This window comes from Blattabacterium sp. (Periplaneta americana) str. BPLAN (assembly GCF_000093165.1).
In the GTDB taxonomy this organism is placed as follows: Bacteria; Bacteroidota; Bacteroidia; order Flavobacteriales; family Blattabacteriaceae; genus Blattabacterium.
Map to the genome: position 1 here is coordinate 338,431 of NC_013418.2, position 16,855 is coordinate 355,285.

11 protein-coding genes and 1 tRNA gene are annotated in these 16,855 nt (G+C 29.7%); 1 reads left to right on the forward strand and 11 read right to left on the reverse strand.

Annotation, left to right across the window (positions count from 1 at the left end):
* Window positions 1-30: 30 nt before the first annotated feature.
* Window positions 31-669 carry a 3,4-dihydroxy-2-butanone-4-phosphate synthase gene (ribB, locus tag BPLAN_RS01605; RefSeq protein WP_012821469.1) on the forward strand — a complete coding sequence of 213 codons (639 nt, stop codon included), beginning with the start codon at window positions 31-33 and terminating at the stop codon, window positions 667-669.
* Window positions 670-681: 12 nt separating this feature from the next.
* Here the strand turns inward: ribB and BPLAN_RS01610 are convergent.
* From BPLAN_RS01610 to dnaE, 11 genes are all read right to left on the reverse strand, one after another.
* Window positions 682-755, reverse strand: a tRNA-Asp gene (locus BPLAN_RS01610).
* Between the two features lie 10 nt (window positions 756-765).
* Entirely contained in the window at window positions 766-1,083 is a 318-nt protein-coding gene (gene trxA, locus BPLAN_RS01615; RefSeq protein ID WP_012821470.1) for a thioredoxin, read from the reverse strand.
* 43 nt (window positions 1,084-1,126) lie between these two features.
* A complete protein-coding gene (locus BPLAN_RS01620) occupies window positions 1,127-2,209 on the reverse strand; it encodes a M20 family metallo-hydrolase (protein ID WP_012821471.1) in 1,083 nt (360 codons plus the stop codon).
* Window positions 2,200-2,988 (reverse strand): acetylglutamate kinase, encoded by a 789-nt coding sequence (gene argB, locus BPLAN_RS01625; RefSeq protein WP_012821472.1) that lies wholly within the window; start codon window positions 2,986-2,988, stop codon window positions 2,200-2,202. Before argB ends, BPLAN_RS01620 begins: the two co-directional genes overlap by 10 nt.
* Window positions 2,985-3,944: an N-acetylornithine carbamoyltransferase gene (locus BPLAN_RS01630; protein WP_012821473.1), complete on the reverse strand. Its 960-nt coding sequence runs from the start codon at window positions 3,942-3,944 to the stop codon at window positions 2,985-2,987. The genes argB and BPLAN_RS01630 overlap by 4 nt, the downstream gene beginning before the upstream one ends.
* Window positions 3,945-3,952: 8 nt before the next feature.
* Window positions 3,953-7,183 (reverse strand): carbamoyl-phosphate synthase (glutamine-hydrolyzing) large subunit, encoded by a 3,231-nt coding sequence (carB, locus tag BPLAN_RS01635; RefSeq protein ID WP_012821474.1) that lies wholly within the window; start codon window positions 7,181-7,183, stop codon window positions 3,953-3,955.
* Window positions 7,184-7,201: 18 nt separating this feature from the next.
* A complete protein-coding gene (gene carA, locus BPLAN_RS01640) occupies window positions 7,202-8,284 on the reverse strand; it encodes a glutamine-hydrolyzing carbamoyl-phosphate synthase small subunit (RefSeq protein WP_012821475.1) in 1,083 nt (360 codons plus the stop codon).
* Window positions 8,274-9,419: an aspartate aminotransferase family protein gene (locus BPLAN_RS01645; RefSeq protein ID WP_012821476.1), complete on the reverse strand. Its 1,146-nt coding sequence runs from the start codon at window positions 9,417-9,419 to the stop codon at window positions 8,274-8,276. Before BPLAN_RS01645 ends, carA begins: the two co-directional genes overlap by 11 nt.
* Before the next feature lie 11 nt (window positions 9,420-9,430).
* Window positions 9,431-10,405, reverse strand: coding sequence for an N-acetyl-gamma-glutamyl-phosphate reductase (gene argC, locus BPLAN_RS01650; RefSeq protein WP_012821477.1), 975 nt, complete (start codon window positions 10,403-10,405; stop codon window positions 9,431-9,433).
* Complete coding sequence (locus BPLAN_RS01655; protein WP_012821478.1) at window positions 10,402-12,168, reverse strand: argininosuccinate synthase domain-containing protein; 1,767 nt, start codon at window positions 12,166-12,168, stop codon at window positions 10,402-10,404. Before BPLAN_RS01655 ends, argC begins: the two co-directional genes overlap by 4 nt.
* Before the next feature lie 136 nt (window positions 12,169-12,304).
* The gene (gene dnaE, locus BPLAN_RS01660) at window positions 12,305-16,612 is read right to left on the reverse strand and encodes a DNA polymerase III subunit alpha (RefSeq protein ID WP_012821479.1); all 4,308 of its coding nucleotides are present in this window, start codon (window positions 16,610-16,612) and stop codon (window positions 12,305-12,307) included.
* Between the last annotated feature and the right edge of the window lie 243 nt (window positions 16,613-16,855).

Genomic DNA, 16,855 nt, shown 5'->3' on the forward strand with positions numbered 1-16,855 from the left:
AAACTAAAATATAAAATAGAGGATTTATTTATGGTTTTTTATTCTTCTGATAAAGGAAATCTAAATTGTATAGAATCTGCTTTGCAGGATATACAAAATGGAAAACTCATTATTGTGGTGGATGATGAAAATCGTGAAAATGAAGGAGATTTTGTAGTAGCCGCAGAAAAAGTAACCCCTAAAATTGTCAATTTTCTAATTACTCATGGTAGAGGATTAGTTTGTGTTTCCTTAACAGAGGAAAAATGTGATCAATTAGAACTTCAAATGATGGTGAACAATAACACAGATCCTAGAAAAACAGCTTTTACAGTATCCGTAGATGCACGAGGTTATGGCGTAAGTACAGGGATATCTGTTTCAGATAGAGCTAAGACTATCTTAGCACTAGTTCACGAAGTCAAACCAGAAGCTTTTAACAAGCCAGGTCATATTTTCCCTCTTCGCGCAAAAAAAGGAGGTGTCTTAGAAAGACCAGGACATACAGAAGCGGCAATAGATATAACTAGAATGGCAGGATGCATACCTGGAGGGGTCTTGGTCGAGATTTTAAATAAAAACGGATCTATGGCGCGTCTTCCACAATTAATTCAAATGGCTAAAAAATTTCATATGAAAATTATATCGATAGAAGATCTAATCAAATATAAAATAAAAAACAACATATAAAAATATAAAAGGCGGTCTGGACGGGACTTGAACCCGCGACCCCATGCGTGACAGGCATGTATTCTAACCAACTGAACTACCAGACCGAAAAAAGTATTAAATCAAAGCCTCTAATTTTTTTCTGATATCTTCCTTAGAAGATACTCCAATATGCATATCTTTCTTTTCTCCGTTTTTAAAAAAAAACATGGTAGGAATACTACGTATTCCATATTGAGAAGAAGTTTTTGGGTTGTTATCTACATTTAATTTAACAACCAATGCTTTCCCTATATATTCAGTAAATATGTCTTCTAATATAGCAGATAATGTTCTACATGGAGCACACCATGGAGCCCAAAAATCCACTAAAACAGGCTTATTCGATTCAAAAATAATTTTTTCAAAATTATCATCGTTTATTTCTTGTATCATACTTTTTTTGTTTATTAAAGAGAACAAATTTACCTTTTTTGTTTTAAAATTGAAAGTCTTTTAACAAACGGATATAAATATCTATTCCATCTAGGATTTCAGAAATATGGATATACTCATTTGTCGTATGAGAACGTTTGCTATCTCCCACACCCATTTTAATAGTTGAAAAAGACATAATACTTTGATCCGAAAGAGTAGGAGATCCATAAATTTTTCTCCCTATGAACTTAGCTTTTGATACAATTGGATGCGATGGATTTATGAAAGAAGAATTTGAATGAGAAGAACGTGGTTTCATTTTAGAATGAATTTTTTTTCGGATCATTTCAATCAATTCCTCATTTGTATATAATTCATTAGTTCTAATATCTATGACAAAAGAGCAAGAATCCGGAATCACATTATGTTGTATCCCTCCTTGTATTTGAGTGACTGTTAATGTAGGATAACCTAGCAATTTAGACTTTCTATCAAACTGAAGATTTCTTAAACATTCTATATCTTTTGTAGCTATATAGATAGCATTCACCCCTATATCTCTTGCAGAATGTCCTGTTTTTCCTTCCGCTAGGCAATCTAAAACTACTAACCCTTTTTCCGCAATAGCTACTTGCATTTTTGTTGGTTCTCCTATTATCCCTAAATCTATTTTTCCTAATTCAGATAAAATGGATCTTACACCTAATGGTCCAGAAATTTCCTCTTCTGCTGTAAGAGAAAGTACCAATTTGTAAGGTAGGACAGAGAAACTGTTTAAGTATATAAAAGTGGAAATTAATGAAACGACAGAAGCTCCCGCATCATTACTTCCTAAACCTATTAATTTATCTCCTTGTTTTATAGCCGTAAAAGGATTTGTTTTCCAGTTTTTTCCTGGTTTCACTGTATCATGATGAGAATTTAATAAAATAGTACGAATATTTTCTTTTTTAGCATCATAATTAGTATTTTCTGTCCATATATTGTTAAATTTTCTTTTTATATGGAATCCATATCTAGAAAGATAATCTTCTATCAGAAAAGATACTTTTTTCTCTTGTTTAGATATAGATGGCGTATTTATCATTTTTATAAGAAGTTGTATAGCTTCTTTCTTTAATATTTTTAAATCTACTACAGACATAAAACTGTCTTATTATTCAAGTCATTTAAATAATAAGGTTGACCTATACTTACCTTAGATACTCCATTTTTTAATGCAAAAAAAGCATTTTCCAATTTCGGAATCATTCCATTTTTAATAGTATGATTTTTTTTGATTATTTGAAATAAACGAAAATCTATTTTTTTATAATAAGATTCAGCATCATGTAAATATCGTAATACTCCCTTTTTTTCAAAACAAAAATGCAGTTCTATTTCATCCCCTTCTTTGGTTAAAGATATGGCTATACCTGCCGCTATAGTGTCTGCATTAGTATTTAGAAGAACCCCTTTTCCATTATGAGTAATAGAACAAAATACAGGAACAATCTTTTTTTTCAAAAGAAATTTTAGAAAAAAAGTGTTAACACTTCTACTGTTGATATCCCCTACGTATCCATAATCAATATCCGTTTCTGTTTTTTTTAAACGAAAGGAAGACTTTATACTATTTCCATCCGCTCCACATAATCCCAAAGCATTACAGTCATAAGATTGCAATTTAGCTATAATGTTTTTGTTTATTAAACCTGCATAGGTCATAACCACTAGATCAAGAGTTACTTGATCCGTAATCCTTCTTCCTTGTATAAATTTTTGAATAATTCCCATTTTATCAGCAATAATGTTTGCCTTACTCCCTCCTCCATGAACGAATATTTTATTCCCTTGTAGTTGCAAAAAAGACTCTAAAGAAGCATTAAGCCATTTTGGGTCATTAATTAGATTTCCTCCAATTTTTACTATATGGATTTTCATGATAAAGATTGTAAAATTTTCAAAAAAATTATTTGTGCCGCATAAATTCTATTTTCTGCTTGTTGCAAAACAATGGAATTTGGACTATCCAAAACTGCATCTTCCACTACCATATTTCTTCTTACAGGTAAACAGTGCATAAATTTAGCTTGATTAGTCAACTTCATTTTTTTTTCAGTAATCATCCAACTAGAACTAGAACAAAGTATTTTTCCATAATTTATATAACTGCTCCAATTTTTTGCATAGATAAAATCTGCATTTAAAAATGCTTCATTTTGGTTATGGATAGTATAAATTCCGTCAGAAAATTTTTTACATAAGTCATACTTTTCAGGACAAGTAATGAGAAAATCTATTTCTTTTATTTTTGAAACCCATTGAGAAAGGGAATTTGCCACGGAATGCGGTAATGGTTTTATATGAGGAGCCCAACTTAACACCACTTTACATTTTTTTTTAGCAAAAAAGTGTCTTGTTTCTGCGATAGTCATCACATCCGCTAAAGACTGTAAAGGATGCAAGGTTGCACTTTCCATGTTGATTACTGGAACTTTAGAATAGTTCAAGATCTTATTAAAAATTATTTCTTGATAATCCTCATTTCTGTCTAAAAGATTTGGAAAAGTTCTTACTGCTAGAATATCACAATAGGTACTCAGGACAGAAATAGCTTCTTTTAAATGTTCTTGAGTATTTCTCATGATACTTCCATTACTCATTTCTATTTTCCAGGAATCTTGATGAATATCTAATACCCAAGTATTACATCCTAAGTTAAAAGCAGCTTTTTGACAACTAATCCTTGTACGTAAACTAGGATTAAAAAATACCAATCCAATTGTTTTATTTTTTCCAATATGTTGAAAACAATAAGGATTTTTCTTCAAATTAATTGCTTCTCTAATGAGATCAGATACATTTAAAACATCTTCTACGCTAAAAAATTTTTTCATAAATTCATTTATTCATATTCATCCCAAGCTGTTATAAAAAGTTTATCCATAGATAAATGACAAAAAGCTTGTATAAAAGCCTTTGCTAAACGAGTATTAGTGAGTAGAGGAATATTAAAATCTACGGAAGAACGTCTTATAGCATAATCATTATCCAACTCTGATTTACTTAAATTTTTGGGAATATTAATAATCAGATCTAATTTTCTATCCTTTATCAAGTCAAGAACATTTGGATCTTTTCTAACATTTGGCCAATGGACCCTTATAGAGGGGATTCCATAATCAGATAAAAAATTATTTGTTCCTTCTGTCGCAAATAATATATATCTTCTTTGATGCAAAAGTTTCACCATATCTAAAAGATCTAATTTTGATCCCATTGGTCCTCCTGATATAAGAATATTTTTTTTTGGAATAGTATAACCAACAGAAAGCATAGATTTTAAAAGGGCTTCATCAAAAGTATATCCTAAACATCCTACTTCCCCAGTAGAAGTCATATCTACTCCTAAAATAGGATCCGCATCTTGTAAACGGGAAAAAGAAAATTGTGAGGCTTTTATTCCTAAGAAATTTGTTGTAAAGAAATTCGGTTCCTTTTTCTCCTTTTTCTTTCCAAGAAGGACTTGGGTAGCTAGTTCTATCATGTTGAAATGAGATACTTTTGATACGAAAGGAAAACTTCTAGAGGCTCTCAAATTGCATTCAATTACTTTTACTTCATTATCTTTAGATAAAAATTGAATATTAAAAGGTCCAGATATATTAAAATATTTGGCTATTTTTTTAGATATACGAACTATTTCTTTTAATGTAGATAAATATAGATTGTGTGGAGGATATACTAACGTAGCATCTCCTGAATGTACTCCTGCAAACTCTACATGTTCTGATATAGCATAATATAAAATCTCTCCAGTTTGAGAAACTGCATCTAATTCAATTTCTTTGGCATTTTTTATAAACTCTGTAATAACTAATGGGTGCTCTGGAGAAACCGATACTTTATCTCTAAGATAACGATGAAGTTCTTCTTGATTAGAAATTACATTCATATCCGCACCTGATAGAACATAGGAAGGTCTAACTAATATAGGATAGTCTACTTCTTCTACAAATTGATAAATCGTTTCAAAATCTGATAATTCTTTCCATTTAGGTTGCCCTATCCCTAAATGATCCATCGCATGAGAAAATTTGTATCTATTTTCCACTTCGTCTATAGAAAGTGGTGAGGTTCCTAATATCTTTACTTCGTTTTCATAAAGCTTTAAAACCAAGTTATTGGGAATTTGTCCTCCCATAGATACTATGGTTCCTTTTGGTTTTTCTAAATCAATAATATCTAAAACACGTTCTAAAGTTAATTCCTCAAAATATAATCTATCACACACATCAAAATCGGTACTAACTGTTTCTGGATTATAATTAATCATTATAGATCTATAAGATTCTTTCTTAATAGCATTTAATGCATTAACACAACACCAATCAAATTCTACACTACTTCCAATTCTATAAACTCCAGATCCTAAAGTTATTACAGATTTTTCATCCTTTTCGTAAAGAACGTCATGCTGAATGGAATGATAAGTCAAATACAAATAATTTGTATATGCTGGATATTCAGAAGCTAAAGTATCAATTTGTCGAACATATGGGATAATACTTCTTTTTTTTCTATATTTTCTTATTCTTTTTTCCAGATCATAAATACTCTCTTCCTTCTCTTTTTTATGAATAAAAAGACTAGCTATTTGCATATCAGAAAAACCTTCTTTCTTAGCTTTACGGAATAATTCATTTGGAATATCCATCCAACTTTCATAAGAAGAAATTTCTTTTTTTGTTTGAAAAATGTTATTCAACTGGTATAGAAACCACGGATCTATTTTGGTTAAATCATGGATTTCTTTGATAGAAAAACCTTCTTCTAAAGCTTCTTCTAGAAATAGAATTCTTTGATCGGTAGGTTTTTTCAAAGCATCTTTGAGCAGATGAAGGGATCCAATTTTTTTTTTATTTGTATTTATAAATCCTAACATTCCAATATCTAACATCCGAATCCCTTTCTGTAAGGATTCCTCAAAAGATCCTCCAATAGCCATAACTTCTCCTACACTTTTCATACTACTTCCAATTCTATTGGAAACTCCATAAAATTTCTTCAGATCCCACCTAGGAATTTTGCATACAACATAATCCAATGCTGGTTCAAAAAAAGCATAAGTAGTTTTAGTCACAGAATTTTTTAATTCATGTAATCCATATCCTATAGCTAATTTTGCAGAGACAAAAGCTAAAGGATAACCAGTTGCTTTAGAAGCAAGAGCGCTAGAACGAGAAAGACGAGCGTTCACTTCAATGATCCTATAATCTTCCGATTTTGGATTTAAAGCAAATTGAACATTACATTCTCCTACTATCTCAAATTTTCTGGCTATCTGCAGAGATAATTGTCTTAATTTATAATATTCTGAATTTGTTAAAGTTTGCGAAGGAGCTATTACAATACTTTCTCCTGTATGAATCCCTATGGGATCAAAATTTTCCATATTGCACACAGCAATACTACTATCATATTTATCTCTAACTATTTCATACTCAATTTCCTTCCATCCTTCTAAATACTCTTCTACAACTACTTGAGAAGAATAAGAAAAAGCCTTATTGACAATTTTTTTTAAATCATGAATATTTTTTGCAAAACCACTCCCTAAACCTCCAAGAGTGTAAGCTGATCTAATTATAACAGGAAAACCAATCTTTAAAGCATAGGATATGGCATGATCCATGGAATACACCACAAAACTTTTTGCCGTTTTTATATTCATACGGCTCAATCTCTTTCGAAAGAGATTTCTATCTTCACTCTGTATAATCGATTCAATAGACGTTCCTAAAACTTGAATTTTATATTTTTCTAGAAGACCTTCTTTAAAAAGTTGAATTCCACAATTCAAGGCAGTTTGTCCTCCAAAAGAAAGCAAAATTCCTTTCGGTTTTTCCTTCTCAATAACCTTTTTTATAAAAAAAAATGTGAGAGGAAGAAAATAAACTTTATCAGCCACTTCTTTCGAAGTTTGAACAGTGGCTATATTTGGATTAATCAATATAGTATAAATTCCCTCCTCTTTAAGGGCTTTTAAAGCTTGTGTTCCAGAATAATCAAATTCTCCGGCTTCTCCTATCTTTAAGGCTCCTGATCCCAGGATAAGTACTTTATCTATTTTCATACTTGGAAGATTCTTTTTTTAATTATTTTCCATAGAATTGATAAAAATATCGAATAAAAATTCCGTATCTGTAGGTCCACTTGATGCTTCTGGATGAAATTGTACCGAAAAAAAAGGTTTGTAATCATGAATAATTCCTTCGCAAGTGTTATCATTTAAATTTTTGAAGAACATTTTCCACTCTTTAGAAATATTTTTAGTATCCAAAACATATCCATGGTTTTGTGATGTGATAAAATTTTGTCCTTTTTCTAATAAGACCACTGGTTGATTATGTCCTCTGTGTGCATACGGAAGCTTGTAAGTATCTCCTCCTGCAGCAATTCCCAAAAGTTGATTTCCTAAACATATCCCAAATATAGGTCGTTCTTTTTTCATAGCTTTACGAAGATAATATATGGGTTTTTCATAAATTTTTGGATCTCCAGGACCATTAGAAAGGACCAAACCGTCATATTCTTCCTTCGTAAAATCATAATCCCATGGAACCCTGATGATAGTACAATCTCTCCGTAAAAGACAACGCAAAATATTATTCTTTAATCCAAAATCTACAAGTAATATTTTATATTTTCCTTTTCCATACAGAATTTTATTCTGTACAGATACTTTTTCAGAAAGATTTTCCTGGTTAGGATCATAAAAAGGAAGATCTTCTTTTTCCATTAAAATTTTACCTAACATGCTTCCCCCTTTTTTTCTAAGTTTTTGTGCAATAAATCTAGTATCTACTCCATATAATCCAGGTACACCATTTTCTTTCAACCAATCCGATAGAGAGAAACACATATTCCAATGATACGGACGATTGGAATAATAGGAAATAATAAGGCCGGATACTTGAACCTTATCGGATTCATAGAATTCATGGATCCCTTCCTTCCAAGAGGAAGAGGGAACTCCATAATTTCCTATTATAGGATAAGTATAAGTCAATATTTGACCTTTGTAAGAAGGATCAGTTAAACTTTCTGTGTAACCTACCATAGCTGTATTAAAAACTACTTCTCCAGAAGAAGATACTTTCGCCCCAAAATGATAAGCTGGATATTCTGTTCCATCTTCCAGTACGAGCATAGCCTTTTTTATATTATTTTTCATTTTTTAGATATGCTAAGGCATTTTTTAGTTTTGTTAGAAATAATTTAATATGATTTACGTTAATAATCAGTGGAGGGAGTAATCGTAAGACATATGAATTGTTAGATGTTCCTACAAATACTTTTTCTTTGTATATTAAAATATTTTTCAAATCCTGAATAGGAAAATCAAATTCTAACCCTAACATCAATCCTCTTCCTCTTATTTTTTTGATTTGAGGAATCATCCGCAATTCTTGCAACAGTATATTTCCCATTTTTTTAGCATTTTCAATTAAATTTTCTTTTTTCATAATCTCCAATACCGCAATACCAGCAGCACAAGCTAGATGATTTCCACCAAATGTGGTGCCTAACATTCCATAATAAGGGATAAATTTAGGATGTATAAGCAATCCTCCTATGGGAAATCCATTTCCCATTCCTTTAGCGATAGTAATTAAATCTGGCTTAACAGAATAAAACTGGTGAGAAAAAAAAGATCCAGTTCTTCCATATCCACTTTGAACTTCATCAATAATAAAAATTGTATCGTACTTTTTGCAAAGTTCCCAAACTTTACAAAAAAAATTTAAACCAGGATCTCTAATTCCAGATATTCCTTGTATTCCTTCCGTGATTAAAGCACAAATCTCTCCAGTTTTTAATTCCCTTTCTAAGAAATTAACATCCTTATAATCTATAAATATAGTTTCATGTTGGGCATTAAAAGGAGATACTATTTTGTAATTATCCGTCACGGATACACTTCCACTTGTTCTTCCATGAAAGGCTCCTTTAAAAGCAATAATTTTTTTCTTTCCTGTATGAAAAGAGGCTATTTTCAAAGCATTTTCATTGGATTCAGTTCCTGAATTGCAAAGAAATAACGAATAGTTTTCATATCCTGAAAGACGACCAAGTAAATTAGCCAATTTTTTCTTTTGAGAAATAAAAACACTATTCGAATAATAAGATATTTTATGAATTTGTTCTGTTAAGGCTCTCAAATAATATGGATGCGAATGACCAATGGAAATAACGGCATGTCCTCCATAAAAATCTAAATACATATGACCTTGTTTATCAAAAACATAAACTCCTTCTCCTTTGGTTAATTCTATATCTAAAATAGGATATACGTCAAATAGCTCCATTTTTTTTTCAATTAAAAACGAACGGATTTTAATTTCAAACCACAAGTTTCATCCAAATTAAACATAAGATTCATATTCTGGACAGCTTGACCGGAAGCTCCTTTTATAAGATTATCTATCACACTAAGAACAATCAATTGATTCTTTTCTTTCAAAAGATGTAAAATACACTTATTGGTATTTACTACTTGTTTTACATCTATATTTAGATCAGAAATTTCCACAAAAGGATGATTCTTATAATAATCTTTATAAATTTCCTTATTTTCTTCCAAAGAAAAACTAGAATGAGTATATAAAGTAGTTATAATTCCTCTAGAAAAATTTCCCCTATAAGGGATCAAATAGACTTCCGATGAAAAATTATTTTGTATTTGATGAATAGTTTGTTGGATTTCTTGTAAATGCTGATGATTAAATATTTTATAAGTAGAAATGTTATTGTTTCTCCAACTAAATTGGTTAGTCTCACTCATGGTCTTCCCCGAACCTGTAGAACCAGTTATAGCACTAATATGAATATTTCTTTTCAAGAGCTTTTTTTTAGCTAAGGGTAATACAGCTAAAAGAATAGCTGTAGCAAAACATCCTGGATTAGCAATATTACTAGATGTTTTTATAATCTCTTTTTGTAATTCTGGTAATCCATAGATAAATCTTCTTCCTAAAAAAATCGATTGATTGATTATTCTAAAATCTTGACTAAGATCAATAACTTTTATAGTTTCTAATAGATTTTTTAATTCTTTTCTAGATTGTCCATGTCCTGAACAAAGAAATACTGCATCAATATCCTTGTTTAAAGAATCGGTAAACTTCATATTATCTATTTCTCCTAATAGATCTTGATGAACTGAATGAATCAATTCTCCTGATTTACTCCTGCTTACCACACTCTTTATCCTGACTTTTGGATGATAAATCATCAATCTCATTAATTCTCCAGCAGTATATCCAGTTCCTCCTATAATGCCTATCTTAATCATTCTTCTTTTTTATTTAAATTATGATACATTTTCATTTGATTACTCAATATTTTTGTAAAACCTTTAACATCTTCTGCTGTCCAAGCATGATTTATTTCTCCATATTGAGCCATGTTAGAATCCATTAAATCAAATTTAGATTTAATTCCAACTAAATGAAATCTATAAGGATATAGAATGATATGCACTGTCCCAGTCAATCTTTCTTGTGTACTGCTTAAAAACATCTCTATATCACGCATGACAGGATCTAAATATTGTGCCTCATGAAGTAACATCCCATACCAATTAGATAATTGTTCTTTCCAATAAAGTTGCCATTTTGTAAGAATATGTTTTTCTAACAAATGATGAGCTTTAATAATAATAATAGCAGCTGAAGCTTCAAAAGCTACTCTTCCCTTAATACCTAAAATCGTATCCCCTATATGAATTCCCCTCCCTATAGCAAATTCTGAGGCAATTTTTTCAATTTTTATGATATTTTTTATGGCTTTTCCCTTTTCTCTGTTCACACTTACTAATTCTCCTTTTTCAAATTCCAATTCTAAATTTTCACTTTTTTTTCTCCTTAACTTTGTCGGATAAGCTTCATCTGGAAAATCGTTAGAAGAGGTAAGAGTTTCCTTTCCACCAATACTGGTTCCCCAAATTCCTTTATTAATAGAATATTTTGCTTGATCCCAACAAATATTATAAACTCCACTATTTCGCAAATACTCAATCTCTTCTTTTCTAGAAATTTTTAGATCTCTTATAGGAGATAAAGTTATTTTTTCTGGACAAATAATTTGAAAGGCTATATCGAATCTAATCTGATCATTTCCAGCACCTGTACTTCCATGAGCTATCGCTTTTGCCTTTATATTAGTTGCATATTGCGCAATTTTAATAGCTTGAAAAATTCTTTCTGAACTTACTGAAAGTGGATAAGTGTTATTTTTAAGAATGTTTCCAAATATAAGATATTTTATGCAATTTTGATAATATTCCTCTATGGCATCAATAGTTCTGTGTGATATAGCTCCAATATTTAAAGCTCTCTCTTGAATCTTTTTTAACTCCTCTTCTTTAAATCCTCCTGTGTTGATAATTACTGTATGAATTTCATATCCTTCTTGAAGGAGATATTTTAAACAATAAGATGTATCTAACCCTCCACTATAGGCCAAAACAATTTTATCTCCAGGAATTAAGTAATCTATATTTTTTTGTTTTTTAGAAATATTTTCCTTTTCATATGGATTATACAAAAGTCCTGTGCAAAGACACATTTTTCTTTTGTTCCTAGTTAATATATCGAAATTCGCACAACTTTGACATCCTTTCCAAAAATCTTCTGATTGGGTCAGTTCACTAAAAGCTACAGGTTTAAATCCCAATTCCGTATTAATTCTGATCACTGGATGACTTGTTGTAATACTAAATATTTTAGAATTTGGATACTTCTTTCTAGAAAGTTTAAATATTTCAATTTTTATAATTTTTGCCAATCCTTGTTTTCTAAATTCAGGAAAAACAATCAAACCAGAATTAACTACAAATTCTTTATTTTGATAAATATCTAGATAACTAAAACCTGCTAATTTTCCATCAAAAAATGCAATCACCGCATTACCACTAATCATTTTTGATTTAATATATTCTGGATCTTTTTTAGCAATACCAGTTCCTCTAATTTTTGCTGATTCTTGGATCTTTTGGCAAATTAAGGAAGCATATTTTGTATCCTGATCATGAGATACTCTAACTTTTATTTTCATCTTTGTAAAGAAACCAAAAACCTTAAAAATAAACGCGTTTTATTGAGATGTGATATGATGAATGATTCCTCATAATATTTCTTTAATGTACTGTCCTAATAAGTACAAAGTTAATCTTTTTAATAAATGTAAAGTTTTAATTTAAACAAAAATCCAAGCCTTTTATTTTTTCTAATTTTTTTAGAAAATCAGAGTTAATATTAATTCCATACTTTTTAGATTCTAAATTTAAAGAAATATGATCGTCCTTGTCATAAAGAAAAACATAAAGTTTTTTATTTCCTATTTGTTGAGAAAATAGCCGATCTATATTATCAATGATTACCTGGTCTAAATCATCTAGATCAATTTTTATTATCAATTTTTCGGATAATTTTTTTAGAACATTTTGTAAACTTTCCATATGAATAATATGGACTTTACAGCTATTATATTTCGATTTTTCAATCGAGATATATAAATGTAACAGGCTATTATTAAATAGTAAATGTTCATATTTTAAATATTGTTGTCCAGAAATACAAAATTCCTTAGAAGAATGATAATCTTCTAATAAAAAAATTCCATATTTTTTTCCACTTTTTATATAGATCTTTTTTTCTATTTTCGATAAAATACCACATATATAAATTTCTTTTCCTATAAGTTTTTGTTCATTCTTATTTAATTGATCTAAAGATAAATTAGTAAAATATTTTCTTTCATAAGAATAATCATCCAAAGGATGCGAAGAGGCATAAAGCCCCAATACTTCCTTTTCTTTGGATAATTTATATATATTATTCCATGGTTCACTTTTTATAATCATGGGTTTTTCTACTTCAATTTTTTTCTTCTTTTTTGGAAAATTCTTCTCTTGCATTTTCCTTTTTTGGAATTTCGATCCAAATCGAATGATTTTCTCTAGAGTACTTAATTTTTTTTCTTCTTCAAAATGAAAATATTGCTCTCTATGTATATGAAATTTATCCAAGGATCCGGATAAAACTAAACTTTCCAAAGTCTTCTTATTCACTATACGCAAATCAATCCGTTTTACCAAATCAAAAATAGATGTATATGGTCCGTGATTTTCTCTTTCCTGGATAATATTTTTTACTGCATTTTCTCCAACTCCTTTTATTCCCCTCATTCCAAATCTAATGCAATTAGAATCTGTGACTTTGAAAAATGCATCACTTTCATTGATATCCGGACCTATCACAGAAATTCCCATACGTTTGCACTCTTTTATAAAGTAAGTAAGCTGTTTAATATTATCCATATTGTGACTTAATACAGACGCCATATATTCAGAAGGAAAATGTGCCTTCAGATAAGCCGTTTGAAACGCTATATAGGCATAACAGGTTGCATGAGATTTGTTAAATGCATAACAAGAAAAATACTCCCAGTCCTTCCATATTTTTTCCAATATTTTTTTTGGATATCCTTTTCTAGAAGCTTGAATGATAAACTGATTTTTCATTTTATTTAATACCTCTTTTTGTTTTTTCCCCATAGCTTTTCTAAGAAAATCTGTTTCTCCTTTACTAAAACCAGCTATTTTTTGGGCTATTAACATGACTTGTTCTTGATAAATCGTTATCCCATAAGTCTCTTTTAAGAATTCTTCCATTTCTGGCAAATCATATGTGATGGCCTCTTTTCCATGTTTTCTGTATATAAAATTGGTAAGATATTGTAATGGGCCAGGTCTGTACAAGGCGTTCATGGCAATGAGATCATCAAATTTATCCGGTTTTAGCAACCGTAAATATTTCTGCATTCCTGGAGATTCATATTGAAAAACAGCTACAGTTTCTCCTTTCTGAAAAAGAGAATAAGTCTTTATATCTTCCAAAGGAAATGAAATTTTTTCAACATTAATACGTTTTTTGATAATATTTAAAACTTCCTTGATAATAGTAAGGGTTTTTAATCCTAGAAAGTCCATTTTTAACAATCCAGCTTGTTCCACTACATGGTTGTCAAATTGCGTTATCAATAAATCAGATTCTTTTGAAATAGAAACTGGAACATATTCTTTAATATCATATGAACTTATAATAATCCCACAGGCATGTATTCCTGTACTTCTTATAGAGCCTTCTAAAATTTTTGCCTGTTGTAAAACTTGTCCTTCCAGTGTATCTTTTTTCTCTGAAATACTTTTCAATTTTTTAACATTCTCCATATCTTCTTTACTCATCTTTTCTAGAAGATGATCTTTTTTTGACAAGAGAATTTTTAATGAAAGTAAATTGGGGACCATTTTTGCGAGATAATCTGTTTTCTTTAAAGATAAATCTAACACTCTTGCTGTATCACGAATAGCGGATTTTGCTCCCATAGTTGCATACGTGATAATTTGTGCAACTTGATTTTTTCCATATTTTTGAACTACCCATTCAATAATTTTTTCACGTCCTTTATCATCAAAATCAATGTCTATATCTGGTAGAGAAATCCTATCTGGATTGAGAAATCGTTCAAAAAGAAGATTGTATTTTATGGGATCTATATCGGTAATTCCTATACAATAAGCTACTACAGATCCAGCAACAGATCCTCTTCCTGGTCCTACGGATATATTCATTTTTTTAGCTTGAGAAATAAAATTTTGAACAATTAGAAAATAACCAGGATATCCAATTTTTTCAATTGTTTTTAATTCGAAATGAATTCTTTCTTGTATTTCAGGAGTCATATGTGGATAACGTTTTTTAGCCCCTTCATATGCGAGGCTTCTTAGAAAAGAATTTTCACCCCTGTGACCTCCATCTATTTTATCTAGAGAATTTTCAAAGGATTCTGGAATTTTGAATTTTGGAAGTAAGACTTTTTGTGAAAGATGATAAGATTCTACTTTATTAACTAATTCTTCTAAAAAATCAAAAGATTCCGGAAAATCAGAAAAAATTTCTTTCATCTCTTCTGGACTTTTAAAATAAAATTCATGATTTGGAAATCCGAATCTATAACCTCTTCCCCTACCTATAGGAGTGGATTTTTTTTCTCCATTTTTTACGCAAAGTAAAATATCATGAGCATAAGATTCTTTTGGATCTAAATAAAAAGTATTATTTTGCACAATATATTTTACATGATATTTTTCGGAAAACTTCAGTAAAACTTTGTTTACATAATCCTCTTCTTCCAATCCATGACGTAATAATTCTATATAAAAGTCTTCTTCAAAAAGTTCTTTCCACCACAAAAAAACTTTTTCTGCCTTTATTTTCCCTTTATTCAGGATCGTTTGTGGAATCTCTGCATATAAATCTCCCGTAAGAGCTATCAAATTTTTCTTATATTTTTCTATTAAATCTTTTCCCACTCTAGGAACACCCGCATAAAAACCTTCTATGAATCCATGAGAACATAGTTTTGACAAATTTTGATACCCCGCTTTATTTTTAGACAAAAAAACTTGATGATAACGTTTATCCGGCTGTTCTTTAGTAAACTTTTTCTGTGAATAAAAATCAGAAATAAACACTTCACATCCTACGATTCCTTTGATGTATTTTTTTAAGGAAGAATATTTTTTGTTGGCAGAATGAATAGCATTTAAAAAATGGAAAGCTCCCATCATATTTCCATAATCCGTTATTCCTACGGCAGGCATATCAAAATATATAGCTCTTTCAATCAAGGATTGAATATCTATGGTAGAATAAAGAATGGAAAAAGAAGTATGATTATGAATATGAGAATTATTTTTTTTTTTTAATTCTTCATGATTAATCTTCTTCTTTTTTTTTATTTTTTTTATAGATATATATGAGGAATAAGGTTTATTAAAAGAAACCATAGAAGAAGATATTGTAGACTGATGTAATTTTCTGAACTGTAAAATGAAATTTTCATCTATTTTAAGATTTTCGGATGAGATAATTCCTAAACGCAAAAGTTCTAAAAAACAACGAGCTGTTGCTTTTACATCATTTGCTGCATTATGTGAATGGGACAATTTTGTTCCAAATAACTTATAATATAATTCGGTTAATGTGGGCCATTTAAATTTTTTTCTTATTCCAGGTAATTGGCAATAAGAAACAGATACTTCTTTAGTATCTAAAATTTTCTTCCTCTTAAAAGAAATTTGTTCTTTTTTTCTAAAAAATTCACACTCAATAACTTTTATGTCAAATTCTAAATTGTGTCCAATTAAATATTTAGATTTTTCAAAAGATTTCTTAAATTCTTTAAGAACGAAAATTAAATCTTCTCCATTTTTTTCCGCTATTTCATTAGTTATTCCATGAATTTTAAAAGCATTGAATGGAATGTCATAATGATCCGGTTTTATAATAAAATTTTTAAATTCCACTAAATTCCCTGAAAAATCGTGTAGTTGCCATGCAATTTGAACAACTCTTGGCCAGTTCTCCGTATTGGATATAGGAAAATTATAATTTACAGGTAATCCCGTAGTTTCGGTATCAACAATAAGATACATGTTTTTTTAACGAATTACTTTTTATGAACACAATGATCAATTTACATCATCATGATGGATTTGCGGGAATTATTCACAATAAGTATGTGTAAAGATATTAGGAGATATAAAAACTTATGTGATGAAAAATTATTAGTTTTGTATTATCTGTTTTTTTATACAACTTATACAACAATAAACTTACTTCTAGTGGATAGATAGATACAATTCTTCTCTTCATTTCATATTTTGAATAAATAATTT

Excerpts from the sequence above, each read along its gene's own strand:
- trxA (WP_012821470.1), bottom strand. The coding sequence starts at position 1,083 with ATGATACAAGAAATAAACGATGATAATTTTGAAAAAATTATTTTTGAA.
- dnaE (WP_012821479.1), bottom strand. The coding sequence starts at position 16,612 with ATGTATCTTATTGTTGATACCGAAACTACGGGATTACCTGTAAATTAT.
- ribB (WP_012821469.1), top strand. The coding sequence starts at position 31 with ATGGTTTTTTATTCTTCTGATAAAGGAAATCTAAATTGTATAGAATCT.
- argC (WP_012821477.1), bottom strand. The coding sequence starts at position 10,405 with ATGATTAAGATAGGCATTATAGGAGGAACTGGATATACTGCTGGAGAA.
- carB (WP_012821474.1), bottom strand. The coding sequence starts at position 7,183 with ATGAAAATAGATAAAGTACTTATCCTGGGATCAGGAGCCTTAAAGATA.
- BPLAN_RS01620 (WP_012821471.1), bottom strand. The coding sequence starts at position 2,209 with ATGTCTGTAGTAGATTTAAAAATATTAAAGAAAGAAGCTATACAACTT.
- argB (WP_012821472.1), bottom strand. The coding sequence starts at position 2,988 with ATGAAAATCCATATAGTAAAAATTGGAGGAAATCTAATTAATGACCCA.
- BPLAN_RS01645 (WP_012821476.1), bottom strand. The coding sequence starts at position 9,419 with ATGGAGCTATTTGACGTATATCCTATTTTAGATATAGAATTAACCAAA.
- carA (WP_012821475.1), bottom strand. The coding sequence starts at position 8,284 with ATGAAAAATAATATAAAAAAGGCTATGCTCGTACTGGAAGATGGAACA.
- BPLAN_RS01655 (WP_012821478.1), bottom strand. The coding sequence starts at position 12,168 with ATGAAAATAAAAGTTAGAGTATCTCATGATCAGGATACAAAATATGCT.
- BPLAN_RS01630 (WP_012821473.1), bottom strand. The coding sequence starts at position 3,944 with ATGAAAAAATTTTTTAGCGTAGAAGATGTTTTAAATGTATCTGATCTC.